The sequence below is a fragment of the Zestomonas carbonaria genome, from assembly GCF_904061905.1.
Lineage (GTDB): Bacteria > Pseudomonadota > Gammaproteobacteria > Pseudomonadales > Pseudomonadaceae > Aquipseudomonas > Aquipseudomonas carbonaria.
Genome location: NZ_CAJFCI010000060.1, coordinates 1 through 25,818, shown reverse-complemented (window position 1 = coordinate 25,818; position 25,818 = coordinate 1). Strand labels below are relative to the sequence as shown.

General features: G+C 67.0%; 21 protein-coding genes. 8 read left to right on the top strand and 13 right to left on the bottom strand.

All coding sequences use genetic code 11. The features are described 5' to 3' along the window. Positions 1–15 precede the first annotated feature (15 nt). Positions 16–513 (top strand): transcription elongation factor GreB, encoded by a 498-nt coding sequence (gene greB / locus PSEWESI4_RS15290; protein ID WP_187672076.1) that lies wholly within the window; start codon positions 16–18, stop codon positions 511–513. A 44-nt stretch (positions 514–557) separates the two neighbouring features. Here the strand turns inward: greB and PSEWESI4_RS15285 are convergent, their stop codons facing one another. Beyond that, positions 558–884 carry a class I SAM-dependent methyltransferase gene (locus PSEWESI4_RS15285; RefSeq protein ID WP_187672075.1) on the bottom strand — a complete coding sequence of 109 codons (327 nt, stop codon included), beginning with the start codon at positions 882–884 and terminating at the stop codon, positions 558–560. A gap of 189 nt (positions 885–1,073) precedes the next feature. Here PSEWESI4_RS15285 and thpR point away from each other — a divergent pair, with 189 nt between their 5' ends. The 3 genes from thpR to PSEWESI4_RS15270 all read left to right on the top strand — a co-directional run bounded on the left by thpR (position 1,074) and on the right by PSEWESI4_RS15270 (position 4,041). Further along, positions 1,074–1,592 carry an RNA 2',3'-cyclic phosphodiesterase gene (gene thpR, locus PSEWESI4_RS15280; RefSeq protein WP_187672074.1) on the top strand — a complete coding sequence of 173 codons (519 nt, stop codon included), beginning with the start codon at positions 1,074–1,076 and terminating at the stop codon, positions 1,590–1,592. A gap of 211 nt (positions 1,593–1,803) precedes the next feature. Then, entirely contained in the window at positions 1,804–2,820 is a 1,017-nt protein-coding gene (locus PSEWESI4_RS15275) for a lipase secretion chaperone (protein WP_187672073.1), read from the top strand. A 279-nt stretch (positions 2,821–3,099) separates the two neighbouring features. After that, positions 3,100–4,041 carry a triacylglycerol lipase gene (locus PSEWESI4_RS15270; protein WP_187672072.1) on the top strand — a complete coding sequence of 314 codons (942 nt, stop codon included), beginning with the start codon at positions 3,100–3,102 and terminating at the stop codon, positions 4,039–4,041. Positions 4,042–4,102: 61 nt separating this feature from the next. On the opposite strand, the gene PSEWESI4_RS15265 is transcribed toward PSEWESI4_RS15270, so the two are convergent. Both PSEWESI4_RS15265 and PSEWESI4_RS15260 read right to left on the bottom strand, forming a co-directional pair. Further along, positions 4,103–4,537, bottom strand: a complete 435-nt coding sequence (locus PSEWESI4_RS15265) for a DoxX family protein (protein ID WP_187672071.1) — start codon at positions 4,535–4,537, stop codon at positions 4,103–4,105. Between the two features lie 109 nt (positions 4,538–4,646). Continuing rightward, positions 4,647–6,068 (bottom strand): MltF family protein, encoded by a 1,422-nt coding sequence (locus PSEWESI4_RS15260; protein WP_187672070.1) that lies wholly within the window; start codon positions 6,066–6,068, stop codon positions 4,647–4,649. A gap of 230 nt (positions 6,069–6,298) precedes the next feature. Here PSEWESI4_RS15260 and PSEWESI4_RS15255 point away from each other — a divergent pair, with 230 nt between their 5' ends. After that, positions 6,299–7,114 carry a TatD family hydrolase gene (locus tag PSEWESI4_RS15255; protein WP_187672069.1) on the top strand — a complete coding sequence of 272 codons (816 nt, stop codon included), beginning with the start codon at positions 6,299–6,301 and terminating at the stop codon, positions 7,112–7,114. A gap of 243 nt (positions 7,115–7,357) precedes the next feature. Here the strand turns inward: PSEWESI4_RS15255 and rlmKL are convergent, their stop codons facing one another. Next, a complete protein-coding gene (gene rlmKL / locus PSEWESI4_RS15250) occupies positions 7,358–9,541 on the bottom strand; it encodes a bifunctional 23S rRNA (guanine(2069)-N(7))-methyltransferase RlmK/23S rRNA (guanine(2445)-N(2))-methyltransferase RlmL (RefSeq protein WP_187672068.1) in 2,184 nt (727 codons plus the stop codon). A gap of 541 nt (positions 9,542–10,082) precedes the next feature. Between rlmKL and rmf the strand changes: the two genes are divergently transcribed. Continuing rightward, a complete protein-coding gene (gene rmf, locus PSEWESI4_RS15245; protein ID WP_187672067.1) occupies positions 10,083–10,298 on the top strand; it encodes a ribosome modulation factor in 216 nt (71 codons plus the stop codon). 178 nt (positions 10,299–10,476) lie between these two features. On the opposite strand, the gene PSEWESI4_RS15240 is transcribed toward rmf, so the two are convergent. Continuing rightward, a complete protein-coding gene (locus PSEWESI4_RS15240) occupies positions 10,477–11,499 on the bottom strand; it encodes a quinone-dependent dihydroorotate dehydrogenase (protein ID WP_187672066.1) in 1,023 nt (340 codons plus the stop codon). A 75-nt stretch (positions 11,500–11,574) separates the two neighbouring features. After that, positions 11,575–11,793, bottom strand: a complete 219-nt coding sequence (locus PSEWESI4_RS15235; protein WP_187672065.1) for a DUF2835 domain-containing protein — start codon at positions 11,791–11,793, stop codon at positions 11,575–11,577. A 134-nt stretch (positions 11,794–11,927) separates the two neighbouring features. Between PSEWESI4_RS15235 and PSEWESI4_RS15230 the strand changes: the two genes are divergently transcribed. Beyond that, the gene (locus tag PSEWESI4_RS15230) at positions 11,928–12,812 is read left to right on the top strand and encodes a DUF6685 family protein (RefSeq protein ID WP_187672064.1); all 885 of its coding nucleotides are present in this window, start codon (positions 11,928–11,930) and stop codon (positions 12,810–12,812) included. Positions 12,813–12,814: 2 nt separating this feature from the next. On the opposite strand, the gene pelG is transcribed toward PSEWESI4_RS15230, so the two are convergent. From pelG to PSEWESI4_RS15195, 7 genes are read right to left on the bottom strand one after another with little or no spacing between them, the layout of a single operon-like run. Further along, a complete protein-coding gene (gene pelG, locus PSEWESI4_RS15225) occupies positions 12,815–14,185 on the bottom strand; it encodes an exopolysaccharide Pel transporter PelG (protein ID WP_187672063.1) in 1,371 nt (456 codons plus the stop codon). Beyond that, complete coding sequence (gene pelF, locus PSEWESI4_RS15220) at positions 14,186–15,709, bottom strand: GT4 family glycosyltransferase PelF (RefSeq protein ID WP_187672062.1); 1,524 nt, start codon at positions 15,707–15,709, stop codon at positions 14,186–14,188. Beyond that, positions 15,706–16,698, bottom strand: a complete 993-nt coding sequence (locus PSEWESI4_RS15215; RefSeq protein WP_187672061.1) for a tetratricopeptide repeat protein — start codon at positions 16,696–16,698, stop codon at positions 15,706–15,708. The genes pelF and PSEWESI4_RS15215 overlap by 4 nt, the downstream gene beginning before the upstream one ends. After that, positions 16,676–18,046: a PelD GGDEF domain-containing protein gene (locus PSEWESI4_RS15210; RefSeq protein ID WP_187672060.1), complete on the bottom strand. Its 1,371-nt coding sequence runs from the start codon at positions 18,044–18,046 to the stop codon at positions 16,676–16,678. Before PSEWESI4_RS15210 ends, PSEWESI4_RS15215 begins: the two co-directional genes overlap by 23 nt. 5 nt (positions 18,047–18,051) lie before the next feature. Next, the gene (locus tag PSEWESI4_RS15205) at positions 18,052–18,570 is read right to left on the bottom strand and encodes a penicillin-binding protein activator LpoB (protein ID WP_187672059.1); all 519 of its coding nucleotides are present in this window, start codon (positions 18,568–18,570) and stop codon (positions 18,052–18,054) included. Between the two features lie 27 nt (positions 18,571–18,597). Further along, the gene (locus PSEWESI4_RS15200; RefSeq protein WP_187672058.1) at positions 18,598–22,197 is read right to left on the bottom strand and encodes a tetratricopeptide repeat protein; all 3,600 of its coding nucleotides are present in this window, start codon (positions 22,195–22,197) and stop codon (positions 18,598–18,600) included. Continuing rightward, positions 22,175–24,955 carry a bifunctional glycoside hydrolase 114/ polysaccharide deacetylase family protein gene (locus PSEWESI4_RS15195; protein ID WP_187672057.1) on the bottom strand — a complete coding sequence of 927 codons (2,781 nt, stop codon included), beginning with the start codon at positions 24,953–24,955 and terminating at the stop codon, positions 22,175–22,177. Before PSEWESI4_RS15195 ends, PSEWESI4_RS15200 begins: the two co-directional genes overlap by 23 nt. 479 nt (positions 24,956–25,434) lie before the next feature. On the opposite strand from PSEWESI4_RS15195, the gene PSEWESI4_RS15190 reads away from it, so the two are divergent. Next, a partial coding sequence (locus PSEWESI4_RS15190) for a contractile injection system protein, VgrG/Pvc8 family (protein ID WP_268960786.1) occupies positions 25,435–25,818 on the top strand: 384 nt, incomplete at its 3' end.

Below are 25,818 nucleotides of genomic sequence, written 5' to 3'. Positions count from 1 at the left end.
CCGGTCCGTCGACTCATGAGCCGCTATCGTCCCCCCCGCAGCGCGGGCACTCCCCTGATCACGCCGGAAGGCGAGGCGCGAATGCGCGCCGAACTCCACGAGCTCTGGCACGTACGCCGCCCCCAGGTGACCCAGGCGGTCAGCGAGGCGGCCGCCCAGGGCGATCGCTCGGAAAACGCCGAGTACACCTATGGCAAGAAGATGCTGCGCGAGATCGACAGCCGCGTGCGCTTCCTGACCAAGCGTCTGGAAAACCTCAAGGTGGTGAAGGAACGCCCGGCGGACACCGGCAAGGTGTACTTCGGCGCCTGGGTGACCATCGAGGACGAGGACGGCGAACAGTCGCGCTACCGCATCGTCGGCCCGGACGAACTGGACCTGAAGCAGAACCTGATCAGCATCGACTCGCCCCTCGCCCGCGCCCTGGTCGGCAAGACCCTGGACGCGGAAGTCCGGGTACACACGCCGACCGGCGAAAAGCTCTGCTACATCATCGCCATCGAATATCCCTGATGGCGTGGCTTCGCTCGGTGGGCTGAAGCCCACCACCGCCCTGCCTAGGACCGCACCCCATGCGGACGACGGGTGATCAGCCCCTGGCGGGCCACCCGGGTCAATTGACGAACCAGCTCCGGCAACTGTTCCGCACTGGGCGCCTGGACCACGGCGAGGTCGAAGCTGTCGGTGGCGAAGCGTTCGAGCGATTCTCCTTCCCGGGCGAACTGGATCAGCAGGGTACGCGGCCTGCTCCAGCGCTTGGGCCAGCCTTCGAGATAACGCAGCAGGGTCGGTTGATGGGCGCCGCCGAGCAGCACCTTGGGGTTGCGCAGCAGCAATCCACTGGTGATCGGCGCCAGGCGAACGAGTGGTTGGGGACAGGTCATGGTGCGAGTCTCCGCCTCGTGAATCCCGCTGGGATGCGGTGAGAGGCGACACCGAACCAGCGCTTTAGCGGTATTTCGATGCCTTCGTGAAAAGGCCTCCGCGCCCCGCAAGTAGCTGTTTAAATCGGCGCTTGGGCGGCATTCTGGATAACCTCCGGCGATACTGTCAAGGCGACCGAGGAGCCACCGATGAGCACACCGCCGCTGCGCCTGTTCTTCGCCCTGCCATGCCCGGCCGAGACGGCCCGGGCGATGGCCGACTGGCGCGACGGCCTGGAGCTGTCCGGCCGGCCGGTGGCGGCGGAGAACCTGCACATCACCCTGGCCTTCCTGGGCGCGCAACCGCGCGGGCGGCTGGACGAGCTGAAAACCCTGGCCGCCGGTGTCACAGGGGACAGCTTCGAACTGCGCCTGGATAGCCTCGGCCACTGGCGCAACGGGCTGCTGCACCTGGTCCCCAGCCAGACGCCCGAAGCGCTCCTGGCGCTGGAACAGGCCCTGCGCGAACGGCTGCTGCACGCGGGCTTCGCCCTGGAAACCCGCCCGTTCCGCCCGCACCTGACCCTGGTGCGCCACTGCACGAAAGCGCCTGGTGCGACGCAGCCGGACTTCGCCTGGCGAGTCGGCGAGTTCGCACTGTTCGTGTCGGAACACGCTGCCAGCGGTTCCCGCTACAAGGCGCTCGGCCGATGGCCGTTGCGGGCTTGAAGATCCCAGCGGGCGTTCTTTGCTGGGCTGAAGCCCACCCTACGCCGCGCATGCGGCACCGTTACAGCGGGTAACCTCCGCCATAGGCTTCGGAAAGGCGGGGCTCCTGGCAAAGCCGCGCGCCAGAGCCTTTCCCGGCCGAATCCCCGGGCATGGCATGGCTTGTGCCTCGCAGAATCCCCAGCCCCGCTCGCCATCCAGGGAATCCCTTGTGAAAAAACTGCTGTTCCTGCTGCCCGTCTCGTTCGCCGTCGCCGTAGCCGTGTTCCTCGACCGGCAGCCCGAGCCGCTGCCCAACACACCGACAGCCCCCGCCGTCATCGACATGAGCCCTGCCGAGACGCCGCTGGAATCCCCGCAGGCAACCGCGCTGCCAGCCGGGGTCGCGCCCCTGCCGCCGTCGTTCCGAGGCACCGAGGTGGATGGCCGCCTCAGCGTCGACGAGGCGGGCAATCTGGTCATCGACTCGGACGTCCGCCATCTATTCGACTACTTCCTCAGCGCCATCGGCGAGGAACCGCTGAAGACCAGCATCGAACGCCTGCGGGGCTATATCGCCGGCGTGCTGCAACAACCCGCCGAAGACCAGGCCCTCGCCCTGCTCGACCAGTACCTCGACTACAAGCGCGAACTGGTGATGCTGGAACGCGACCTGCCGCTGCTCGACGACCTGGACGCCATCCGCCGGCGCGAGGCGGCGGTCCATGACCTGCGCGCCCGGACGTTCAGCCCCGAGGCGCACCAGGCGTTCTTCGCCCTGGAGGAGACCTACAACCGGTTCAACCTGGAGCGCATGGCGATCAGCCGCGACGACAGCCTGGACGCCGCCGCCAAGGGCGCGGCCATCGACCGGCTGCGGGAAAGCCTGCCGGAGGAATTGCAGGACAGCGTGCTGCCGCAGTTGCAGAGCGAATTGCAGGCCCGCACGGCCGAGTTGCGCGCCCAGGGCGGCAGCCCCGAGCAGATTCGCGCGCTGCGCCAGCAACTGGTCGGCAGCGAAGCCACCGCCCGGCTGGAAGCGCTCGACCAGCGCCGCTCCGCCTGGAAGCAGCGCGTGGCGGAGTACAGCGCCGAAAAAGCCAGGATCGAAGCCCAGGAGGGCCTGAGCGAAACGGACAGGCGGACGGCCATCCAGCGCCTGGCCGAGGAGCGTTTCGACGAGCGCGAACGGCTGCGCCTGGAAGCCGCCGAGCAGTTGCACCAGGCCGAGCGGCAACCGAGAAGCTGAACCCTACTTTCGGCTAGTCGGCCGGCATCGTCGGCAAACTGTCCGACAATTTCCCGCTTCCTGCCTCGCAGTTCCCGTTTCAGCGCGTAACAGCCGCCGGCATCGCGCGATCCCCGCCTTTCCGCGCCCTGCCCCCCAGGGCGCACGCCAGAGCCTCCCGCCCACACGCCCCGGTTGGCTGGCACGCTTCCTGCCATCGTCCAGGGATAGTCCAGGATGGGCTGACCCAAAGGGAGCACGGACTCCGCCCCGCGACCTCATCCATCTACGAGAGCGCCCATGAACAAGAACAAGACCCTGCTCGCCCTCAGCCTTGGTACTGCCCTTGCCTTCAGCAGCCATGCCGAGGCTGGCCTGTTCGGCTCGTCCGGCTATACGCAGACCAAGTACCCCATCGTCCTCGCCCACGGCATGCTCGGCTTCGACAGCATCCTCGGCGTCAACTACTGGTACGGCATCCCCAGTTCGCTGCGTAGCGACGGCGCCAAGGTGTACGTCACCGAGGTCAGCCAGCTCGACACGTCCGAAGCGCGGGGCGAACAGTTGCTGGACCGGGTGGAAGAGATCGTCGCGATCAGCGGCAAACCGAAGGTCAACCTGATCGGCCACAGCCACGGCGGCCCGACCGCGCGCTACGTGGCGAGCGTGCGGCCGGACCTGGTCGCCTCGATAACCAGCGTCGGCAGCCCGCACAAGGGTTCGGCGGTCGCCGACTTCCTCCGCCAGATCCCGCCGGGCTCGGCCAGCGAAGCCATTCTCGCCGGCATCGTCAACGGCCTCGGCGCATTGATCAACTTCCTCTCCGGCAGCTCCAGCACCACCCCGCAGAACGCCCTGGGCTCGCTGGAATCGCTGAACAGCGCCGGCGCGGCGGCGTTCAACGCCAAATTCCCGCAAGGCGTCCCGACCAGCGCCTGCGGCGAAGGCGCCTACTCGGTCAACGGCGTGCGCTACTACTCCTGGAGCGGCACCAGCCCGCTGACCAACATCCTCGATGTCAGCGACGGACTGCTCGGCGCCACCTCGCTGCTCTTCAACGAGCCCAACGACGGCCTGGTCGGGCGTTGCAGCTCGCACCTGGGCATGGTGATCCGCGACAACTACCGGATGAACCACCTCGACGAGGTGAACCAGACCTTCGGCCTCACCAGCCTGTTCGAGACCAGCCCGGTCACGGTGTTCCGGCAGCAGGCCAACCGCCTGAAGACCGCCGGGCTGTAGAGCGTCCCGGCACAACGACAAAAGCCCGCGAATGCGGGCTTTTGTTCTTGCAGGGTTTGTTTCAGCCGGCGATGCGACGGTCCAGCGACAGCTTGCCGGCACCTTCGACCAGCAGTACCGCGCTGATCAGGCCGAGGATCATCGCGTACTCGAAGCCGTTGGCGGTGATGAAGAAGCCATTGGCCCAGTGCACAGTAAACACCGCCACCAGCATGGCGATCACCAGCGACAGCGCCGCCGGCCGCACCAGCAGGCCGACCACCAGGGCCAGGCCGCCGAAGAACTCGGCGCCGCCGGCCATCAGGGCCATCAGGTAGCCGGGAGTGATGCCGATGCTATCCATCCATTGGCCGGTGCCGGCCAGGCCGTAGCCACCGAACCAGGCGAACAGCTTCTGGGCGCCGTGGGCGGCGAAGGTCAGGCCGGTGACCACGCGCAGCAGGGTGATGCCGTAGCCGGCGTGGGTGGCGAAAACTGCCTTGAGGATGTCGTTCATGGTGCCAGGGTCCTTGTCGGAAAGTGGGTGTTGACGGAGACAAGGTTAGCTACATTTTTCGATAACAAAAGCGCAAAAACCGCTTAAAACACATCTAATAAATGGATATTTATCGAGTGCTAACCGCCTGCCTTCCTCTTGGCTCCAGCCAATCCCGCTCGCGATCGTAGGCCAGGTAGTACTTGTTCACCGCGCCGACGTAGCTGACCACACCCATCCCCAGTTGCTCCATGGCCACCCGCTCCACCTGGAAGAACCACTGGTTGCCGTTCAGGCCGCGCCTGCGCGCCTCGGCACGCAGGCCTTGCACCCGCTCCGGGCCGAGGTTGTAGGCAGCGAGCGTGAACGCCATGCGCTCGCGCTCGTTGATCTGCGCGCTGCTGAAATAGTTGCGGCGGATCATCGCCAGGTACTTGGTGCCGGCCAGCACATTGCTGTCGAGCGCCTGCACGTTGCCGACCCCGACACTGCGCGCCGCCGCCGGGGTGATCTGCATCAGCCCGGTGGCACCGCCGGCCCCGCGCGCGGCGGGGTTCAGGGTAGACTCCTTGAACGCCAGCGCCGCCAGCAGCAGCCAATCGAAACCACTCTGCTCGGCATGCTTCTGCAGCACCGGGCGGACCTTCTCCAGGCGCCGCAGCTCCTGACGGCCGAGCGGAGTGTGTACCCGGTAAAGACGCCGGTAGACCCGCTGGAAATCGGCGTCCTGGTTATCGGGCGCGTGGTAGGTCTTGCGGAATCGGTCGATGCTGGCGCGCAGCATCGGCGCGTCGCGGCGCACGAACCAGCTCATGCCGCCTTCACTGGACAGCACCAGGTGGCGGTCGACCCGCAGCCTGGGCATCACCTTGGCCCAACGCTCGGCGATCGGCTGCTCCACCGCGGTACGCGGGAAGATGCCGGCCTGGACCATCTCCAGCACGTCCTCCACCGCCAGGCTGGAGTCGACCCACTCGATCGCCATCGGCTCCAGCTTGCGCTGCGCCAGCTTCTGGTTGACGCCCCTCAGCGCCTCGCCAACCGCACTGCCGGCCGGCAACAGCAGGCTGCGCCCGGCCAGTTGCTCGAGGTTCTGGTAGCGGCGGTTGCCCTGGCGGCTGACCACCACCAGCGGCACGTTGCTGCGAAACGGCTCGGTGGCGACGACGTTCTGCCCACGCCGGGCATTCAGCAGCTCGCCCGGCGCGACCAGGTCTCCCTCGCCGCGCTGCAGGGCGCCCAGCAACTGGTCCTTGGCCTTGGGGATGATCTTCAGCTCGACGCTGCGGCCGTCGCGGGCATTGCGGTTGAGGTACTGGGCGAAGGCCCGCAGGCGGTGATACTCGACGCCAATGCTCTGCCCTTTCACTTCGCCGGAGCTGTTGCGGCTCTGGTTGACCAGCACGCGCAACTCGCCGCTACGACGAATCTGCGCCAGGTCGCGCTCGCTGCCGGGACGCTGCCAGGTTTCCGGCGGCCCGATCAGGCTGGCGCTCGACGGCGGCGGCAGCCAAGCGAACAGGCAGAGCAGAATCAACAGCAGTCGCGTCATCGAGTCTCCGGAAGTGGATCAGCCAAAACATGGGCGAACTGATCGACTGAGAGCGTGGCGTCGAGGGGCAGTTCCCGGCGCGGGGCGCGGAGGTTCGCACAGCTTGTCGGCGGATGCCAACCCAATTCGCTTATTCGACTTTAATAATGAATCTCAAGCATATGATTAATATGATTTTTTATTAGAAATCCTCGCTCTGCTATGCTGCCCGTCCAGTTTCGAGGCCCACCATGCAACTCATCGATATCGGCGTCAACCTGACCCACGCCAGCTTCGCCAGGCATCCCGAGGAGGTGCTCGAGCGCGCCTATCGGGCTGGCGTCTGCCAACTCGTACTGACCGGCACCAGCCTGGCCGGTAGCGCGGAAAGCCTGGCCATGTGCCGCCGGCTGGACGAAAGCGGCCAGCGGCTGTTCTGCACGGCCGGCGTCCACCCCCACGATGCCCGCGACTGGAACACCGCCAGCGCCGGCGAACTGCGCGGCCTGCTCGACGAGGCGGAAGTGCGCGCGGTCGGCGAATGCGGGCTGGACTTCAACCGCGACTTCTCGCCCCGGCCGGCCCAGGAAAAAGCCCTGGAAGCGCAGTTGGCGCTGGCCGCCGAACTGCGCCTGCCGGTGTTCCTGCACGAACGCGAAGCCGACCAGCGCCTGCGCGAAATCCTCCGAGACTACCGCGACCATCTGCCGGCGGCGGTGGTGCACTGCTTCACCGCCGACCGGCGCGCGCTGTTCGGCTACCTGGACCTGGACCTGCACATCGGCATCACCGGCTGGATCTGCGACGAGCGCCGCGGCACCCACCTGTATCCGCTGGTGCGGGAAATCCCCCGGGGCCGATTGATGCTGGAAAGCGATGCGCCCTACCTGCTGCCGCGCACGCTGCGGCCGCGTCCCAAGTACAACGAGCCGGCCTTCCTCACCGAGGTGCTCCACGAGGTCGCCCGCCATCGCGGCGAGAGCCCGGAGCAACTGGCCGAGCACACCACGGCCTGCGCGCGGGCGTTCTTCGCTCTGCCGGCGATCGATCCAGGAGCCGGTTCATGATCCAGAGCGCTAGGGGCTGTACGGAAAAAGCCGTCGAGTGGGGGCAGGCTAGCTAGGGTTTGTCATCCATTCCGCCCCTCACCCTCGGCCCCTCTCCCAGGGGGAGAGGGGTGTATTCGTGCGTGCTGTCAGGCTTCCGTGTTTTCCATACACATCGTGTCGCTCCCTCCCCCAGGAGCGGAGAGCTTTTCCGTCCAGCCTTCCAGCCTCCAGCGCTCTTGTCGGCGTTTGAGCGTGCCTGCGCTACAGGCCGAACCGCCAAGCCCGGTGAATCTTCGGGTTGCGTGCGAAGTCAGGGTCCAGGGTCTGCGCGCTGATCTCCTCCACCTTGTAGCGCTCGACCAGCCCTTCATCGAGCTGGAACTTGCGGAAGTTGTTGGAGAAGTACAGCACCCCGCCCTTGGCCAGGCGCGCCATGGCCAGGTCGAGCAGGCGGACGTGGTCGCGCTGCACGTCGAACACCCCTTCCATGCGCTTGGAGTTGGAGAAGGTCGGCGGGTCGATGAAGATCAGGTCGTACTCGCCGCGATCGGCCGCCAGCCAATCCATCACGTCCCCCTGCTCCAGGCGCTGCTTGTCGGAGAAACCGTTCAGCGCCAGGTTGCGCCGCGCCCAGTCCAGGTAGGTCTTCGACAGGTCGACGCTGGTGGTGCTGCGCGCGCCGCCCTTGGCCGCGTGCACGGTGGCCGTGGCGGTGTAGCAGAACAGGTTGAGGAAGCGCTTGCCGGCCGCCTCGCGCTGGATGCGCAGGCGCAGTGGGCGATGGTCGAGGAACAGGCCGGTGTCCAGGTAGTCGGTGAGGTTGACCAGCAGCTTCACCCCGCTCTCGGTCACCTCCATGAACTGCCCCTGCGCCGCCTGGCGCTGGTACTGCCTGGTGCCGGTCTGCCGCTCGCGGCGCTTGACCACCACCTTGGCGGTATCGACGCCGAGCGCCTGGGGAATCGCCGCCAGGGCGTCGAGCAGGCGCGCCTGGGCCTTGTCCGGGTCGATCGAGCGCGGTGGCGCGTATTCCTGCACGTGCACCCAGTCGCGGTAGAGGTCGACCGCCAGGGCATATTCGGGCATGTCGGCGTCGTACAAGCGGTAGCATTCGACGCCCTCGCGGCGCGCCCACTTGCCGAGGGTCTTGAGGTTCTTCTGCAGGCGGTTGGCGAACATCTGCCCGCCCTCGCTGAGACGCGCCGACTCGGCGGGCTTCGCCGCGACCGGCTCGACATCGCGCTCTTCGGCGGACCGTCGCTCGCCGGTGACGAACTGCTGCGGCTGCACCTTGAACAGCAGCAGCTTGCACGGCAGCGCACCGTTCCAGAAGGCGTACTGCTTATGGCTGCGGATGCCCATGCGCTTGCCCAGTTCGGGCGCGCCGGTGAACACCCCGGCTTCCCAGTTCAGGCAGGCCTGGCGCAGGCGCTCGCCGAGGTTCTGGTAGAGATACAGCAGGCTGGCCTCGTCGCCCAGGCGCTCGCCGTAGGGCGGGTTGCAGATCACCAGGCCGCTCTGGCCCTTGTCCGTGCGCGGTTCGAAGGTCGCCAGTTCACCCTGGTAGACGCGCACCCACTCGCCCAGCCCGGCACGCTCGATGTTGTTGCGCGCCGGCTGGATCAGCCTTGGGTCGGCCTCGTAGCCGCGAATCCACAGAGGCGGCCTGGCCAGGCCGGCGGCGGCGCGTTCCTCGGCCTCGGCGTGCAGACGCTTCCACAAGGCCGGCACATGGCCCAGCCAGTTGGAGAAACCCCAGCGCTCGCGCCTGAGGTTGGGAGCGATGTCGGCGGCGATCATCCCGGCCTCGACCAGGAAGGTGCCGACCCCGCACATGGGGTCGGCCAACGCGCCGCCCTCGGCGGCGATGCGCGGCCAGCCGGTGCGGATCAGCACGGCGGCGGCGAGGTTTTCCTTGAGCGGCGCGGCGCCCTGCTGCAAGCGGTAGCCGCGCTGGTGCAGGCTGTGGCCGGAAAGGTCCAGGGAGAGGATCGCCTCGCCGCGCTCCAGGCGCAGGTGGATGCGCACGTCCGGGTTGATCTTGTCGATCGACGGACGCTGGCCGCTGTCGCGGCGCAGGCGGTCGACGATGGCGTCCTTGACCTTGAGCGCGCCGAAGTGGGTGTTGTCGATGCCCGAGCCATGGCCGCTGAACTCCACGGCGAGGCTGCCGCCCGCCGCCAGGTGTTCCTGCCAGTCGACCGCCAGCACTTCCTGGTAGAGGTCCTCGGCGTTGGCCATGGTGAATCGCTTGAGCACCAGCAGCACACGGTTGGCCAGGCGCGACCACAGGCACAGCCGGTAGGCCGTCTCCAGGTCGGCGCTGCCACGGATGGCGGCGACCTGGGTGGCTACATCCTCCAGCCCGAGGCCACCGGCCTCCTCGGCGAGCAGGGTTTCCAGGCCTTTCGGGCAGGTGAGAAAAACTTCGTAGCGGTCCGACATGCAAGCCTCGCGGCGGTCTGTGGCCTGCCCTCGCGGGACATGGCCGGGGTTGGACAGCCACGGTCCATCCGCGGCTGCGCGACACGACAGGTGTCGCTTGCCCGCGTGTGGCGGGCGTCAGGCCGGGAGCGTCGACGACGCGCCCAGCCGGCTCGTTCCATCCTGTGTGACGGAGTCGAGCCTGTTGGGTGACAAAAGGTCGCAGGTGGACCCTTCGTCGGAATACAGGGTAGTGCCAGGGAGCCATCAGCGACTGGCCATCTTTATCCCCTAAGCCCCATATAGCGGACTTCAGGCAAGAATGACGCTGTGTAGAGGAACCTCGCCTTATCGCCCCTATCTCGTAATCGTTACGTGCTTATGACAAATCGATCATTCCCACCCGGGGTGGGAATGGTTAGAAATCAACTCAGGTCATCGCCGCAATGGGATGACGGATGAGCTGCGACGCCGGCAGCAGCTCCACTGGTAGAACCATTACTACCAGGCCTCGACCTGAGGCGAAGAGGACATAACAGTCAACAGTAGAGGGCAACACCCTATGAGAAGACTTAAGCGTGATCCTTTAGAAAGAGCTTTTGTGCGCGGTTATCAATTCGGTCTGCACGGCAAATCCCGCGATCTGTGTCCTTTCACTTTACCGTCTGTTCGCCAGGCCTGGCTCAACGGCTGGCGCGAAGGTCGTGGCGACCAGTGGGACGGTCTGACCGGCACGGCCGGCATCCATCGCCTCAATCAAATTAACGCTGTCGGCTGATAAAGGGTCCCGACTTCAAGACTCACCAAGCGCGCCCCATCCGGGCGGCGGGCGAGAGCCCAGGGCTCCTTCGGGAGCCCTTTTTATTGCCTGTTTTTTCTCTTTTTGGGTCCCCGCGAACGCGGGGAACCAGTAAATAAGCCTCTCTTTCGCGAGCAGAGCTCGCTCCTACAGGGTTTCAGCGCTTCAGCGCCTCGATGGCGTCCACCGCCTCGCGGATCAGCGCCGGCCCCTTGTAGATGAAGCCCGAGTAGATCTGCACCAGGCTGGCACCGGCGGCGATCTTCTCGGCCGCATGGCTGCCCTCGGTGATGCCGCCCACGGCGATGATCGGCAGGCGCCCGCCCAGTTCACCGGCCAGCACCTTGACGGTATGGGTGCTCTTGTCGCGCACCGGCGCGCCGGACAGCCCGCCGGCCTCGTCGCCATGGGGCAGGCCCTCGACGCCTTCGCGGCCGAGTGTGGTGTTGGTGGCGATCACCGCATCCATGCCCGCCTCCACCAGCGCGGCGGCGACCTGGGCGATCTCCTCGTCGGTCATGTCCGGGGCGATCTTGATCGCCAGCGGCACGCGCTTGCCGTGTTCGACGGCCAAGTCCTCCTGGCGCTGGCGCAGGGCCTCGAGCAGTTGCTTGAGCGAATCGCCGTACTGCAAGGTGCGCAGCCCCGGGGTGTTCGGCGAGCTGACGTTGACGGTGACGTAGCTGGCATGGGCGTAGACCTTGTCCAGGCCGATCAGGTAGTCGTCCACCGCGCGCTCGACCGGGGTGTCGAAGTTCTTGCCGATATTGATGCCCAGCACGCCCTTGAACCTGGCCGCCTTGACCCGCGCCAGCAGGTGGTCGACGCCATGGTTGTTGAAGCCCATGCGGTTGATGATCGCCTCGGCCTCGGGCAGGCGGAACAGTCGCGGCTTGGGATTGCCCGGCTGCGGACGCGGGGTCACGGTGCCGATCTCGATGAAGCCGAAGCCCAGTTGGGCGAAACCGTCGATGGCGTCGCCGTTCTTGTCCAGCCCCGCCGCCAGGCCGACCGGATTGGGGAAGTCCAGCCCCATGACGTTCACCGGCAGCGGTCGCGGTGCCTTGCACAACAGGCCGTTGAGGCCCAGACGGCCGCCGGCGCCGATCAGGTCGATGGACAGTTCGTGGGAAGTTTCCGGGGACAGTTGGAACAGCAGCTCGCGGGCCAGGTTGTACATGGGCAGGCTTAGCTCGGTATTGGGCGATGGGCCGCGATTATAGCCGCGCGCCGGCCGGCCAGGCGAGGCACGCGGTCAATCCTGCCGGCGCAGGCTGAGCAGTTCGCCTTCGGCGGAGAACTCCAGGACGAAACTGCCGTAGACACCCGCATGGCCGATGAACGGACGCAGATGATGGGCCGGCAGGCTGACCCGCCGACCGTCGCGACTGGTCAGGAGAACCCGGTTGGCCTGGCCACGATAGACCGCTTGCAGTCGTTCGGCAGGCAAGGCGATGTCCAGCTCGAGCCTCATGTCGGCCCCCATGTAACGAATCGCCGGCATAGTGCCATAAACACATCATGGAGGCGTCGGCAGCCGGGATGGATCGTGCAGCCAGGGCGTTCCTCTGCCAAACTGGCACCCGAGTCCCCGGAGTATCCCACCCCATGAGTCTGCCCGAATCCCCTGCCAGCCTGACGACCCGCCTTGGCGATCTCGCCCGGCGTTTCGGCCTGGGCGGCCGGGGTGCGCGCCAGGTGCGCGAACGGGCCGCCGCGCTGCGTCTGCCGTTCCCCGCGCCGCCGCTGTTGCAGCCGAGCATCTGGTGGCGTGCCGGGCCGCAGTTGCAACGCCTGGTGGAGCTGCCGCGCGGCGCGCTGTCCGGGCCGGTGCAGGAAGACAAGGCCGATGCCCACGCGCTGCTGGTCCGCGTGGTGGAGCAGCAGCGGCACGAGGTGGCCGATCTTGACCTGAAGCGGATCGATGGCCTGGCCGGCGAGTCGAACGAACCGCCCTTCGCCCACCTCGAGGACTTCGCCGCCACCCCGGCCTGCCGCAACCTGCGCATCATCAGCTACAAGGATTTCCTCAAGACGATCAGCCTGGCCCTGCCGCGCTTCCTGGCCGGCGAACCGATCCAGTTGCTCCAGGCCGACTGGCTCGGCGAGCGGTTGTTCTGGACCGGCGAGCAAAACCACGAAGCCTTCGCCAGCGCCATCGTCTACGCCCGCCTGCGCGGCCTGGAGGACAGCCTGCCGGCGGTCGTCACCCGCTATCGGCTGAGCGCCGACGGGCTGAACGAACTGCGCAGGAACCACCACGTGCTGGCCATGCCCGAACTGGCCTGGAGCGACCCGGCGTTCATGGGCCTGCTGCTCGACAGCGGCCTGCCCTACGCCCGCCTGCCACTGCTGCACAGCAGCACCCCGGAGATCCTCCTCCTGCCCCGCCGGCACCCGGAGGCCAACGCCCTCGGCGAAGGCCTGCGCCAGGCCGGCGCCGCCGACGTGACGGCCTGGCTGCGGAGCCTGCTGGACGCGACGCCGGGCTGAGCTCAACGGCTGAGCATGAAGGTCTCGTACTCCAGGTCGTCAAGGGCCGACGTCAACCGATACAGCCCCAGCAGCACGCAGAGCAGCAGCGACAGGGTGAAGCCGTAGCCGAAGAAGCTCGGCCCCAGCATCTGGCTGAACAGGGTCAGGGCTCCGTTCGCCAGCACGAACAGCACGCACAGTTCGAGCACGATGGCGCGCTTGTCGAGGTAGAAGAACACGTTGAGCAGCGCCATGAACACCACCTGGATGCTCACGCCGATCACGTCGACGTAGAACAGCGGCAGGTAGTAGTGGGAGATGCCCAGCCAGGACAGCAACTGCGGCGCCAGCAGGAACAGCAGCACCAGGGTCAGCCCCTGCACCTTGCAGATCTCCAGCAGCCCCTGGCGGATGGCTAGGATCATCTGCTCCTTGAGCCAGCCGATGTGCTGCAAGGTCTCGCCGCCACGGATCGCCGCATAGACGCGCTCGTACCATTCGGCGAAGTCGGTCTCGATACGCACCAGGAACACCGCCATCCCCGGAATGATCGACAGGTAGGCGAGGAAGATCGGCAGGTCGTAGAGCATCGAGGCGCGCAGCGGACCGATCACAGCATCCGAGGTCGCCGGGTTGAACCAGAAGATGAACTTGTCGATCCAGATGCCCAGGCTGTAGCAGAACCCGGTCAGCAGCAGGCTGACGAAGACCTGGCGCCGATCGAGGAAGTCGAAGGCCACCATGCGGTCCGCCGGGTACTCGCGGAGGATATCGAACAGGAAGATGAACAGCAGGCTGGAGTGGCCGATCAGCAGGCCCAGCAGCAAGCCTTCCATCTTCAGGAAGCGCAGCAGGTAGGCCGACGCCACCATCAGCGCATAGCCGACGAACATCACCGCCAGGATGCGCTTGTAGGCCTTCATCCCGGACAGGAAGATGATCACCAGCCACAGGTTGCAGAGCACCACGAAGTTGGCCATCACCAGCAGGCGGTAGGCGAACGACTCCTCGAACAAAGTACCCAGCAGGACGACGGCGAGCAGCCCCGAGGCGATGGTCACCAGCAGCAGGATGCCCACCAGGTTGGGCAGGATCATCCCGTGCTTGCGCTCGAACAGGCGGTCGGAGATGAAGCGGGTGAAGAACAGTTGCAGGCCGCCGGTGAGGATCAGCGAGCCGGCCATCAGGTAGGTCACGGTGATCAGGAACTGGCGAATCAGCACGTCCGGCAGCACCGTGCCGAGGCTGAGCACGCCGATCAGCATCACGCTGATGATCGACAGCACCCAGGGACCCGAGCTGATCAGCCCGGCATACAGGTAGGCACGCAGGGTCGCCGTGTAGGAATCACGGGACAGGATCTTCCTCAGTTCAAAGCCGATACCCGCCATCTATGCGCTCTCCGTGGCTTCGCGGTACAGCTCACGGTAACGCGCGAGCATCAGTTCTTCGGTGTAGTAGCGCCGCACCCGCTGGAGGCCGACGGCCTGGGTGGCCTGCCAGCGCTGCGGGTTGCGCAGCAGCGAGAGGATGGCGCGCGCGGTGGCCTGCGGATCAGCGATCGCCACCACCTCGCCGGCCTGGCCGAGGTCGCGGTCCTCGGCCGAGGAGCCTTCGACCAGTTCGCGGCAGGAGCCGACATCGCTGGTGACCACCGGGGTGCCGGCGGCCCAGGCTTCAAGCACCACCAACGGCTGGGCCTCGCTGATCGAGGTCAGCACCATCACGCCGAGCTGCGGCAGCAGTTCCTGCATCTGCCGGAAGCCGAGGAAGCGGACCTTGCCCTGCAGGCCGAGGCTGACCACCAGGCTGCGGCATTCGGCGGCGTAGTCCGGGTCTTCCTCCTCCGGGCCGACGATCCAGCCTTCGGCTTCCGGCATGGCGCTGACCACCCCGCGCATGGCGCGGATGAAGGTCTTCACGTCCTTGATCGGTACCACCCGACCGACCAGCCCGACCACCGGGGGAATGCCCGGCGGCCGGCGCTCGAGGGCATCGGCCCAGTTGTCGAGGGCGATGCCGTTGGGGATCACCCGGGTCTTCTCGGGATCGGCGCCATCGAGTATCTGGCGCCGCCGGTTGCCTTCGTAAAGGGCGATGATCGAATGCGCCGAGCGATAGGCCACCAGGCCGATCCGCTCGAAGAAGCGGATCCACAGGCGCCGGATATAGCTGACCTCTGCATCCAGCCCGGTGTTCAACTGTTCGCCGGGGCTCTCCGCGATCCAACTGGCCTGGGCCAGGTCGATCTTGCGCTCCTTGGTGTAGATGCCGTGCTCGCTGAGCAGGTAGTGGCAGCCCCAGCGGCGTTGCAGGACGCTGCCGAGCATCCCGGCATAACCGGTGGAGATCGAGTGCAGCATGCGCGCCCGCGGCATGTTGCGGGCCGCGTCGGCCAGCATGAACAGCGGCGCCTGCATCGAGCGCAAGGTCCAGAAGTAATTGACGAACGACGGATCGGAGCAGTGTTTCCCGTAGCCCTCGGTGATCGCCTGCCAACTGGCCCGGCTGTGCAGGAAATCCTCGCGGCCGATGCGGCTCTCGGCCAGGGTGTCGAGAAACGCCTCGCCCTGCTCCGCGCTCGGCTCGTCCGGATAATGGAGGAAGCGATGCACATCCAGCATCAGCCTGCTCACGTCGCCGTCCTGGGTGGGCTGCCCCGGCAACGACGTCCAGGCGCTTTCCAGGAAGTGCTCCTCGAGGTGCACCACGTTGTCCGGGATGGCGTAGTGGCGCTTGCCGTAGGCTTCCCGCTGGCCGCCGATGAAGAAGACCGAGAAGGTCAGCTCCGGCAGGCCCAGGATCAACTGGTTGATCCAACTGGACACGCCGCCGCGCACGTAGGGCCAGGTGCCCTCCAGCAGCAGGCAGACATCGACACTCGGCGCATCGCTCGGAACGGTATTCGCAGTCATAACCAGTATCTCGCCAGCGCCGCGAAGGGCGGTCGCTGCAACATGTCTCCAGGTATCCCGGCGAGCAGCTCGGGGACCTCTCGATAACGGCGCCGCAGGAAGGCGATCTCGGCACGGTACGGCGCCAGTTGGCTCGCATCCGTCCCGGCCGCCTCGGCCTGGTCCAGGAAGCTCTCGGCCTGGTCGAGGTCGCCCTGCTCCAGGGCGATGCGGCCGGCCAGCAGGTGCAGCTCTTCGGTGGCCGCGCCCTGCAGGGCCTGGGTCACGTGGTTGCGGGCCTGTTCGAGCACGTGTTCGAGCACGCTGCCCTGGGCCAGCCCGACGTAGGCCAGCTCCCAGTACCAGCGGGCCAGGGTGCCGTGCAGGGCGAACTGGCGGGCTGGCCTGGCCTTGGCCAGGAGCGCCAGGGTGGCTTCGATGCGCTGGTTGATCCGGCTCTCGCGCTGGTCGAGCATCGAGTAGGCCAGCAAGCGGACGTCGTCCGCCGGGTCGCGCAGGGCCAGCTTGAGGATCGGGATCGCTTCCTTGCTGCGCATCCGCCGGGTGGCGAAGATCGCCGTCAGGCGCTGGTCGGGATCGGTGGCATGGCGCAACACGTCCTGCAGGCCACCATCGCTGAACATCAGCTCGCGGCTCTTCTCCTGCTGCGGACGGAACGGCAGGTCGGGAACCCCGGTGGCCTGCCACGGCTGCTCGCTGCGCTTGCGCGGCAGGTACAGCGCCGGGAACAGGGCCAGGGCCACGCCGATCATCCCGATCAGCGGGATGAAGAACGACAGGCTGAAGATGAACAGCGGGCTCCACGGCAACGGGAAGCGATAGCGGCTCGGCAGCAGCACCCAGATGCCGAACGCCAGCATCAGGCTGCCGAGCCCGTGGGCGGTGGTATAGAGCAACGCCGCCTGGAGGATCGGCAGGCCGCTGACCGCACTGATCCAACTGCCCAGTTCGAGCAGGAAGGCGCCGCTAAACAGCCACTTGCTGATCATTCAATGCACACTCGTTGAAGAGGAAGCGGCGCAACGCTTCACGCTCGTTGCCGGCTTCCAACTGGTAGTGATGGGTGCGCACGCCGAGCGCCTCCAGCTCCAGGGTCGGGCCGAAGCGTTCGGCGACCAGCATCCGCAGGCGGCGCAGGTAGCCTTGCGAGCCGTCCGCCGAGGTCAGCGGCAACAGCACCAGGACCAGGCGGTTGCCATGGCCGTTGCGCACCCTCAACTGCACGTCCAGCCCGCGCTGGCTGCCTTCGAGCAGCCGTTGCAGTTCCTCGCCGTGCGCTTCGTCGGTCAGTTCGAAACTGAACAGGCAGGCCGGCAGCCCGTGATCGCGGGCATCCAGCAACGAACGCTTGAGGAGCTGGGAGTAATGCTGGGCGTCGATATCCGGGAGCTGCAGCGCCTGCGGATCGCTCATCAACAGGTCGGCGATGTGTCCCGCCAGGATCGCCAGCAGGCTGAAGCTGCGTTCGTGGAACATGAAGAACGGCATCTGCTGCACCGCCAGGACGGCCAGTATCCGGTCCTCGGTATCCACCAGGGGCACGCAGACCTGCAGGGCGGAGTGGCTGCGGCTCTCACCACGGTCGAGCAGGTCCGAGCGCACGCTGACCAGTTCGCCGCGCTCCAGGCACAGGCGCACCAGCAGGTCGTTGCCGTCCAGCTCGGCCATGTCGCCGAGCACCGCCAGCGGCCGCTCGTCGACCCGGACGTTGTCGTGCACCCGGTAGAGGCCGGCGATCCGCAGCGAACCGTACTGGGCCAGCAGCGACAGCACGGTCTCCGCCAGGGCCGCCAGCGCATCTCCTTCGCGTGGCAGCGCGCGCAGTTGCTCGCGCAGGCTGAGCAGCGAACTGCGCAGGCTCTGGTCGTTGCCGGCGATGCGCTGTTCGAGGCGGTCGTGGGAAATGCGCAGGATGTGGTGGGCACGGGTGAACTCGTCGAGGCGCAACTGGCGATAGTCGTTGGCCAGGCTCAGGCGCTCCAGGCGGCGTTCCCAGATGTCGCGGAACTCGCCCACCAGCATGGTGCAGAGCAGCACGCCGACCACGAACGCGGCCGGGACCGGGTCATAGGCTTCCCAGCCGGCGACGCGGAAGGCGAACAGCGCGGCGATCAGCAAGGCCGCGCTGGCCAGGCCCTGCACGAAGCCGTAGCGAATGCCGAGCAGCAATGGCGCGAGGATCATCCAGGGGAACGGCTCCGAGACCAGCAGCGGATCCTCCGGCGAAAACCAGTAGCCGAGGCCGAGCGACAGCAATGTGAGCAACAGCGTTTCCATCCAGGAAACCTCGCCGCTGGCACGTGGCGCCAGGATGTAATCCTTCTGGGCGGATTGCATGTCCGTTACTCGAGGTTGAGGTCGCCGACCAGCTCACGCAGAACTTTCTGCGCCGCGCCCGCCAGGCTTTCGCGCGACCAGCCGGCACGCGCCCCGCTGGTGCTCCACACGACGCGGCCGGTGTCCGGCTCCAGCACTTGCAGGCTGATACCGACCGCCGGCTCGCCGTCCAGGCCGTTCTTGTATTGCCACTCCTCGACGCTGCCGGTGACGACATAGGCCAGCTTCTGCTGGCGCGCCCAGGCCAGCGCCTGGTACTGGCGGTCGCGGTCGTCCTGCAACAGCAGGTCCTTCTGCACCGGCGCCGGGTACAGGCGCGGCCGCACGCCCTCCTCGGCCAGCACGCTGAGCAGGATCTGCTCGGCGCGTTCACCGGCCTGCGGCGCTTGCGAATAGTTGACCAGCGGCGCCAGCCCCCAGGCGGCGGTGCGCGGCAAGGCAGAACCGCTTTCGCTGGTAAAGCTGGAGCAGCCCGCCACGAACAAGGCGATGACCGCTAGGGTCAGGCAGCGAATGGATTGCATCTTCGTTCCTCCTGTTGAATTCCGTGCTCAGCGCCCGAAGCGGGTGCTGTAGGTAACGCCAAGCGAGCCACCGGCATCGCCCTCGCCGCCCCGGGGAGCGGATTGATAGCCGGCGGTGAACGCCAACTCATCGTCGCCCAGCAGTTCCATGCCGAGGCCGACGTTGATTCCGTAGTTGAACTCCCGCTCGGTCCATTGCCAGCCGACCAGGGTGTCCACCATCCAGGTGAATTGCGGGCGGGTGCGGTTCAGCGCGCCGGGGAAGCCGCGCCGCCAGGTGCTGCCGAAGTAGACCTGGCCATAGCGGTCCTGCAGCAGTTCGTTGCCGGAAACGATCGCTCCCGGCGCATCGTCGAACGGCACGAAGGCACCGCCGTTGGCGGCCAGCAACTCGTCCGGCACCCGGCTTTCCACGCGGTTGTGCTGGTAGTCGACGCCGCTGCGCAGCAGCCAGGACGGGTCATCGAAGAACAGTGCATGTCCCCACTCCAGGGAGACGGCTTCGCCGCTGCCGAGGTCGTCGCCCTGGCGCGAGGAGTAGCGGTTGTGGGCCAGCGACCAGGCCAACTGGTCGCGCGCGGAAAAGCCGTGCTGGCCGCGCACGCTGATACTGTCGCGCATGCCCAGGGCACGCAGCAGGCCGGTCTCCTCGGTTTCCCGGTGCCAGTCCAGGGCCAATCCCAGCTCGTCGCGCGAGCTCAGTCGCCAGATACGCTCCAGGCCGAAGCCGTGGCGGTCCTCGTCGTCGCGCCAACTGCTGTCCAGGGTCAGGTCGAGAGCCCCGTCGGACAGTTCGCGGCGCAGCAACAACTGGGCGTTGTGCTCGCTGCCCATCACCGAGCTGTCGAGGTTGTCGCTGTCGTAGCGTCCCTGCCCCAGCTTGAGATCGGCGTACCAGTCGTCGCCCAGGTGGCGCGCCACTTCCAGGCTCGGGCCCTTGAAGTCGAGATCGCCGTAGTCCTGTTTGCGCCAGCCCAGTTGCAGGCCCTGCGGCGTGCGTTCGAGCAAGCCCGTGGTCTGGTGCAGCAGTTGCTCGCGGACCGACGCCGACTGCTCGTCGCCCAGGGCGCTCAGGCCCGTACCCAGCGCCTCGCCGCCGTGGCCCAGGCGCGCCAGCACCTCCACCTGATGCGCCGGGTCCAGGTTGCCGCGCGCCAGCATGCGTTCCAGCGCCACGCGATTGTCGGTACGCAGGGCCTGCTGGACCTGCTCGTAGTCGTTCACCTTCAAGCCACGGGCACGCGCCCAGGCCAGCCAGTCGTCCTTGAGGGCCGACCGGTTGCCCGCGTCGAGCTGTTCGAGGAAATGCTCGAACCAGACCTCCAGCATCGCCGGCTCGCCGTTCCAGGCCCGGCGCGCCTCGCGCTGGGCCAGCAGCGGTCCCTGGCTGACGGTGAGCAGGCGCAGGTAGGCGGCAAAGCCTTCCGGCGTGGCCAGCAGCCGTTCGCGGTCCAGCCCGGCCAGCAACTGGCGGCGCAGACGCAGGGCCCGGTCCTGGTAGCCGGCGGCATCGAGGGCATCGGCATAGGCGGCCTGCACCAGCCGGTCCGCAGGATTGGACTTGATGTACAGGCGGAACCAGGCCAGCGCCTCTTCGGTGCGGTTGAGCAGCAGGTGGCCGGTGGCGAACGGCAGCCACAGGCGGCTGTCCTTGTAGGCCCGCGCCCGCCATTGCTGCAGGAGCGGCGCTAGCGCCTCGCGCTGGCCGTGGTCGATGTGGAACCACAGCATGCGCTCGCGGACCAGGTTCTCTTCCGGGAAGCGGGTCAGCGCCTCGCGATAGAACTGCTCGGCCTCTTCGAGCCGCTCCTCGTGCGCGGCCAGGGCCGCGCGGGCGATCCAGTACTGCGGGCTGCCGGTGCCGTTCGGGGCGCTTTCGGCATCCTCCAGCAGAGCCTTCAGCGCCTTCCAGTCGTGCAGGACCTCGGCCAGTTGCAGGGCGATGACCAGGCGCAGCGGGTTGCGCGTGCGCTGCCAGCTCTCGGTCAGGATGGTCAGGGCCCGCCGTGGATCGCGATCCCAATAGAGGCTGATCAGGCGGTCCTCGTCGTCGCGCGCGAGGGGAACGTCCAGTGCCTGCAAACGCTCGTAGGCGAGACGCGTCTCCTCGTCCCGCTCCAGATCCCAGGCCAGGCTGGCGCGCAGGCTCCAGTACTCGGGGTCGACCACGCTGTCGGCGTCCACCGCGGTGAGCACGTCCCAGGCCTGTTGCAGTTCGAACAGGTTCCAGTGGGTCTCCGCCCAGCGGATGCGCTCCTCCAGGCTCAGCGGGAAGCGTTGCGCCATGGCGGCCCAGTGCGGCGTCTCTTCCTGAAGCTGCTGGGTGTTTTCCAGCAGCATTTGCAGGCGCTGCCAGGCATAGCGGTGCCCCGGGTAGTGCCGCACGTAGCCGCGCAGCCAGGCTTCCGCGTCCTCCGGCGTGCCACGGGTCTCGTGGCTGTAGACGAGCGCGTCGACCTCCTCGTCCGACATCTGCCGCTGGGCTTCCAGCGCGGCCAGCGCGCCTACCGCGCTGTCGAAGTCGAACAGTTGCAGCGCCAGGCGCCAGGCGTGTTCGCGCAGGGTCGGCTCTTCACCGCCCTTCAGCAGCTCGATCCAGTATTCCAGCGCCTGTTGCGGATGCCCCGTCCACTCGCCCAGGCGCGCCAGCTCGGCCAGCAACTGGCGGTCGCCGGGGTTCACGCCGAGCAGTTCGGGACCGAGCTGCCAGGCCCTCTCGATGGCGCCGGAAGCCAGGCTGAGGCGGAAGTCCGCGGCGATGGCGCGCGAGTCGTTTTCCCGCAGGCCGCGCCAGCGCTGGATGAAAAGCTCGGCGAGGTCGTAGCGGCGATTGCCCTGGGCGGCGAGCACGCCGTCGGCCAGCCAGTCCAGGGACTCCTGGTCGCTGCCCAGCTCGTCCAGATGCGCCGCCAGCAGTTCGGCGGCCTGCTCGCCCTTGTCGGCGGCCAGCAGGCTGCTGAACGCCTTGTGCAGGTATTCGGTGCGCTTGGCCGGGTCCTGCTCCGCGTCGGCCAGTTGCAGGTAGAGCTGCGCCGCCCTGCCCTGGTCGTCCATGGCCAGGCTCCAGCGCGCCGCCTTGTCCAGCCAGTCTTGCCGCCGCTTCGGATCACGCTCGGCCAGTTCCAGGTAGGCGAGCACCGCCACGTCCGGGGCGTCGAGGTGCAAGGCATGCCTCGCCTGGCGTTCGAGCATGGCGTTGTCCAGCGTCGCACGATCGAGCGCGCGCAACTGCTCGACCAGGCGCAGCCGCTCGGCTTCGTCGATGCCTTCCGGGTTGGCCTGGGCGCCGAGGATATCCAGCACCGCCGCGTAGAAAGGCGCGACGGCCAACACCCGCTCCTGGAACTGGCTCAGGTATTCGCGCGCCCGCTTGAGGTCGCCGAACTGGATCAACTGGTCGATCAGCCGCACCCGCAGGCGGTCGTCGTCCGGGTGGGCCTGGAGCAGCAATTCGGTGTAGCCGATCGCCACCGCGTCCGGCTTCTCGTCGTCCGCCGGCAGGAACACCTCTTCGCTCTTGTACGACAACGCCAGCAACGCAGCGACGATCAATGCGACCAGCACGATCATCCAGGGGTTGAGCAGGCGCGTCTTCTCGCTGTTATCAGTTACAGACAAGTTGACCATCACGCACCTGTTTCATCGGCAGTTCGAAATTCCACAGACCGTTCGCGCCTTGCCCGTGGTATGGCTTGCCCGCGACCGTTACCCGGCAGGTGCCGGAAGCCCGCACGCTGAAGTGCAGCGGCATGTCCCCGCGGAACGAGAAGGCCACCTGGTTCTCCCCCCGGTAGCTCCAGCCGCTCAGCGGCAGGTTGGCCTCTTCCAGCGCGGGGCGCGGATCGCGCGTGGCACGCAGGGCCAGCACGGCATTTGGATCACTGAGGTGGACGTAGCGCCCCTGCGGCAGATCGCGCACGCCGGCCACTCCCCTGGAGCGGGCCAGGTCCGGCCAGCCCAACGCCGGGTCCAGGCGCAGGGTGCGCAAGCCATTGAGCCCGCGCAGTTGCCAGGCGCCATCGGCCCGCTTGGCCAGGCTGGCCTGGTGCAAACCTTCCAGGCGCGTGACGTAGTCGCTCATCCACAACGACAACGGCTGCTGCTTCAGCATCGTCCGATAGATCTCGTGCATGGTGCGGATCGACGCCTGCTTGGTGCCGGAATAGAAGTGGTAATAGAGGTGCAGCCCGCGCAGGCGGCGCGGCTGGTCGGTCAGCTCGAAGGTGTCGAGCACGCCGCGGAAACCGTAGTAGGGCCCGGTCCACAGGTTGGTGTAGACGTTCTCGTTGATGATCGGCGCGTAGTAGTGCACGCCGCCGCTGGTGGGGCGGATCAGTGGGTAGAGGCCGGTGAGCGACGGGAAGGCCTTGGTCAGCGCGGTGTTGCCGCCGTTGACGTTCGGCAGCCCGCTGTCGTAGGCCAGCTTGATGGTGGCGGCGTCAGGCAGGGCGTCGCCGGACCAGAAGATCATCTTCACCGGCTTGTCCGACGTGGTCAGCCGCTCGTTGATGTAGTCGCGGGTACCGACGACTTCGCGGCGCAGGTCCACCTTGTCGTAGCCGGGAATCGCCATCTTGTAGCCGTACTGCGCTTCGAACCCCTCGCGCTGCGAGGCCTTGTCCGGCTGCCAGAAGAACGGGTGGCTGAAGGTATGGCTGGCCACCTCGACCTTGGAGTCGGCGAAGATCTTCCTCGCGATCGGCTCCAGCTCGCGGGCCAGGTGGGGATACATGCCCTTCGGCCCGACCTCGCCCTCGATCACCGATACCGAGGTGAGGAACGGATAGGGCTTGATGAAGTCTTCCAGCACCTGCTGGCCCGCATAGGGCGTGCCCGGCACTTCCGCCCGCGAGACGAAGCCGTCGCCGTCGATGTGCACGGTGGCGATGCGCCGGCCGTTCTCGGTGGTCGCGTCAGGACTGGGCAGCGGCGGCAGGCCCAGCGCCCGCTGGACGAAGGCGAACGGATCGATGATCCAGCGCCGATGGTCTAGCGCCTCTTCGAGCACGTAGGGCGCCAGCGCGACGCCACCCCAGGGGCCGGTCGCCACGGGAACGTAGCGGCGGCCGTCGCCTTGCAGGACCAGCGCGGCGGTGGTCCGCTGCGGATCGGTCACGGTGAGCGCCGGCAGGTCGCGCGTGCGGATCGTCAGGGGCGCCTCGAAGGAGCCGACGAGGGTTCTGTCGTGGGACTCCAGCGTCGGGGTTCCCCGCAGCGGCTGGGACAGGGTCCGCATGCCCAGGCGCTGCAACAGGCTGTCGTTGTCGACCGGCAAGCCGGCGAGGAAGGCGATCGGCACTTGCTCGTCCACGCGGGCATCCAGCCAGGCGTCGAAGGCGTCGCTGGCTTCCGGCGGGCCGCTGGTCATCCAGATCACCACGCCGGCGTAGAGCCCTTTCAGCGGACGCTGCGGCAGGGAGTCGGAAGGCCAGTAGTCGATGCGATAGCCGAGGTATTCCAGCAGGCCGCCCAGGTGAATGTGCCCCGGATTGAGTTCCAGGTCCCCTTCCCTCGGGTCGTACACCAGCGCGAGACGGCGCGGCTGCACCTCCAGTGCGCCGACGCCCAGGGAGTCCAGCGCCGGGGTGGTCACGTAGGGAATGAAGCCCTCGGCCTTCAATCGCGCGGCCAGGGCACGGGCCTGGTCGCGGCTTTCCGGCGGCAGATAGTCGATGGCAACGATGGGCGTTCCCTGGGCACGCAGTTTTTCCAGGTGCGGCTGCAACCACTCGCGGTCTTCCTGCGGCACTTCGCGGTAACGCGAGCTGGCGGCGTCCCAGCCGGAGTGGATCGACTCCACCGCCACTGCCGACGCCACGCCCGGTAGCTCGGGCAGCACTTCGAAGCCACGATTGAAGAACAGCTTCAGCCCCGGCTCGCGGCGATGCATTTCCGCCAGCAGGCTGGCCAATGCCTGGCGCTGGGCATCGCGCTGGTCTTCGGCCTGCATCTGGAAGCTGTCGAGAGTGTCGAGGAACAGGCCGTCGTAGCCTTGCTGGCGCAATTCGGTGGCGCGTTCGAGCAGGTGCTTGCGCCATACCGGCGAGCCCAGGTCCATGACCTGGCTGCTCCAGGCATCGTTGCGCACGGAACTGGCGCCATCGCTGAGTCCGGTGCTGGCGAGGTCCGTGGCGTCGCCGTCGAACTCGCCTACCGACAGATAGGCGAAAGGCACGCTGCCCTGGGTCTTCAGATAGGAGACATCGGCGGCCGAGGCGTGGCCCGGCTCCAGCACCGCCCAGTCGAACTGCGCCAGCTCTGCCAGCGGCGGCTGGTCGGCATACCAGAACGCCACACTGGAAGGCTTGGCAAGGGCCACTGAAGCAAACAACAGCACGGCCAGGCCGATAGACCTGGCCATCCCCCTCGAATCAGTCAGTCGCATAATTCCATGAGCTGCGGTGCTTGACGCACCGACTTCCTTTTTAGCGGGTCCGACATGGCTGCCCCCGATTGCTACAGCCCACCCACTCGCTCCCACTACCATCCAAGAGCAGAACGCTGCCGGTCCCTAGTCCAAATATCCCGATTAACTCTGCGGGATTGAATCAGCTTTACCGGAGAAATGTCAATTTATTGTCTATTGAATAGCTTATTGATTTATTCGATGGCTTATCGTCAATTTTTAGTCACTTAGCATGCCAATATACTGGCACTATCGTGCGGCATGGGTTGCAAACCCTCCGCACCTGGGTTGCCTCCCCGCAAATGCGATCGGGTCGGCACCCGGAAAGAGGTGCCGCTCACACCAGAATCCACCCCGCACATATTCCAGAAAAGTCCTATTGATCGCTCCTCCCTGCCCCCCGATGGTGCGGCGTGCCATTCCTGCAAGGATGCCGAACCATCGGCAAGGAGCCTGCGATGCCCCGCCAATCCGACCTGCGCTTCACCTTCGCGCCCGCCAGCGGCGACTTCGAGGTCATCTCCTTCGAGCTGGACGAAGGGCTGTCCATGCCCTTCCGGTTGACCCTCGAGCTCTCCAGCCGCGACCCCGCCGTGGATTTCGGCGCCATCCTCGACCGGCCCGCGCTGTTCACCCTCTGGCGCGGCGAGCGGGCGGTGCGCCATGTCCACGGCCTGGTCAGCGCCTTCGCCCAGGGCGACACCGGTTTCCGCCGCACCCGCTACAGCGCCGTGGTCGAGCCCGCCCTGGCCCGCGCCGAGCTGCGCTCCAACTGGCGGATCTTCCAGCAGCGCAGCGTCCCGCAGATCCTCGACAGCGTCCTCCGCGCCCAGGGCATCAAC

Bases quoted from the DNA above. Each gene is read 5' to 3' on its own strand.
- greB (WP_187672076.1), top strand. From the start codon at position 16: ATGAGCCGCTATCGTCCCCCCCGCAGCGCGGGCACTCCCCTGATCACG.
- PSEWESI4_RS15285 (WP_187672075.1), bottom strand. From the start codon at position 884: ATGACCTGTCCCCAACCACTCGTTCGCCTGGCGCCGATCACCAGTGGA.
- thpR (WP_187672074.1), top strand. From the start codon at position 1,074: ATGAGCACACCGCCGCTGCGCCTGTTCTTCGCCCTGCCATGCCCGGCC.
- PSEWESI4_RS15270 (WP_187672072.1), top strand. From the start codon at position 3,100: ATGAACAAGAACAAGACCCTGCTCGCCCTCAGCCTTGGTACTGCCCTT.
- PSEWESI4_RS15265 (WP_187672071.1), bottom strand. From the start codon at position 4,537: ATGAACGACATCCTCAAGGCAGTTTTCGCCACCCACGCCGGCTACGGC.
- PSEWESI4_RS15260 (WP_187672070.1), bottom strand. From the start codon at position 6,068: ATGACGCGACTGCTGTTGATTCTGCTCTGCCTGTTCGCTTGGCTGCCG.
- PSEWESI4_RS15255 (WP_187672069.1), top strand. From the start codon at position 6,299: ATGCAACTCATCGATATCGGCGTCAACCTGACCCACGCCAGCTTCGCC.
- rlmKL (WP_187672068.1), bottom strand. From the start codon at position 9,541: ATGTCGGACCGCTACGAAGTTTTTCTCACCTGCCCGAAAGGCCTGGAA.
- rmf (WP_187672067.1), top strand. From the start codon at position 10,083: ATGAGAAGACTTAAGCGTGATCCTTTAGAAAGAGCTTTTGTGCGCGGT.
- PSEWESI4_RS15240 (WP_187672066.1), bottom strand. From the start codon at position 11,499: ATGTACAACCTGGCCCGCGAGCTGCTGTTCCAACTGTCCCCGGAAACT.
- PSEWESI4_RS15235 (WP_187672065.1), bottom strand. From the start codon at position 11,793: ATGAGGCTCGAGCTGGACATCGCCTTGCCTGCCGAACGACTGCAAGCG.
- PSEWESI4_RS15230 (WP_187672064.1), top strand. From the start codon at position 11,928: ATGAGTCTGCCCGAATCCCCTGCCAGCCTGACGACCCGCCTTGGCGAT.
- pelG (WP_187672063.1), bottom strand. From the start codon at position 14,185: ATGGCGGGTATCGGCTTTGAACTGAGGAAGATCCTGTCCCGTGATTCC.
- pelF (WP_187672062.1), bottom strand. From the start codon at position 15,709: ATGACTGCGAATACCGTTCCGAGCGATGCGCCGAGTGTCGATGTCTGC.
- PSEWESI4_RS15215 (WP_187672061.1), bottom strand. From the start codon at position 16,698: ATGATCAGCAAGTGGCTGTTTAGCGGCGCCTTCCTGCTCGAACTGGGC.
- PSEWESI4_RS15210 (WP_187672060.1), bottom strand. From the start codon at position 18,046: ATGCAATCCGCCCAGAAGGATTACATCCTGGCGCCACGTGCCAGCGGC.
- PSEWESI4_RS15205 (WP_187672059.1), bottom strand. From the start codon at position 18,570: ATGCAATCCATTCGCTGCCTGACCCTAGCGGTCATCGCCTTGTTCGTG.
- PSEWESI4_RS15200 (WP_187672058.1), bottom strand. From the start codon at position 22,197: ATGGTCAACTTGTCTGTAACTGATAACAGCGAGAAGACGCGCCTGCTC.
- PSEWESI4_RS15195 (WP_187672057.1), bottom strand. From the start codon at position 24,955: ATGCGACTGACTGATTCGAGGGGGATGGCCAGGTCTATCGGCCTGGCC.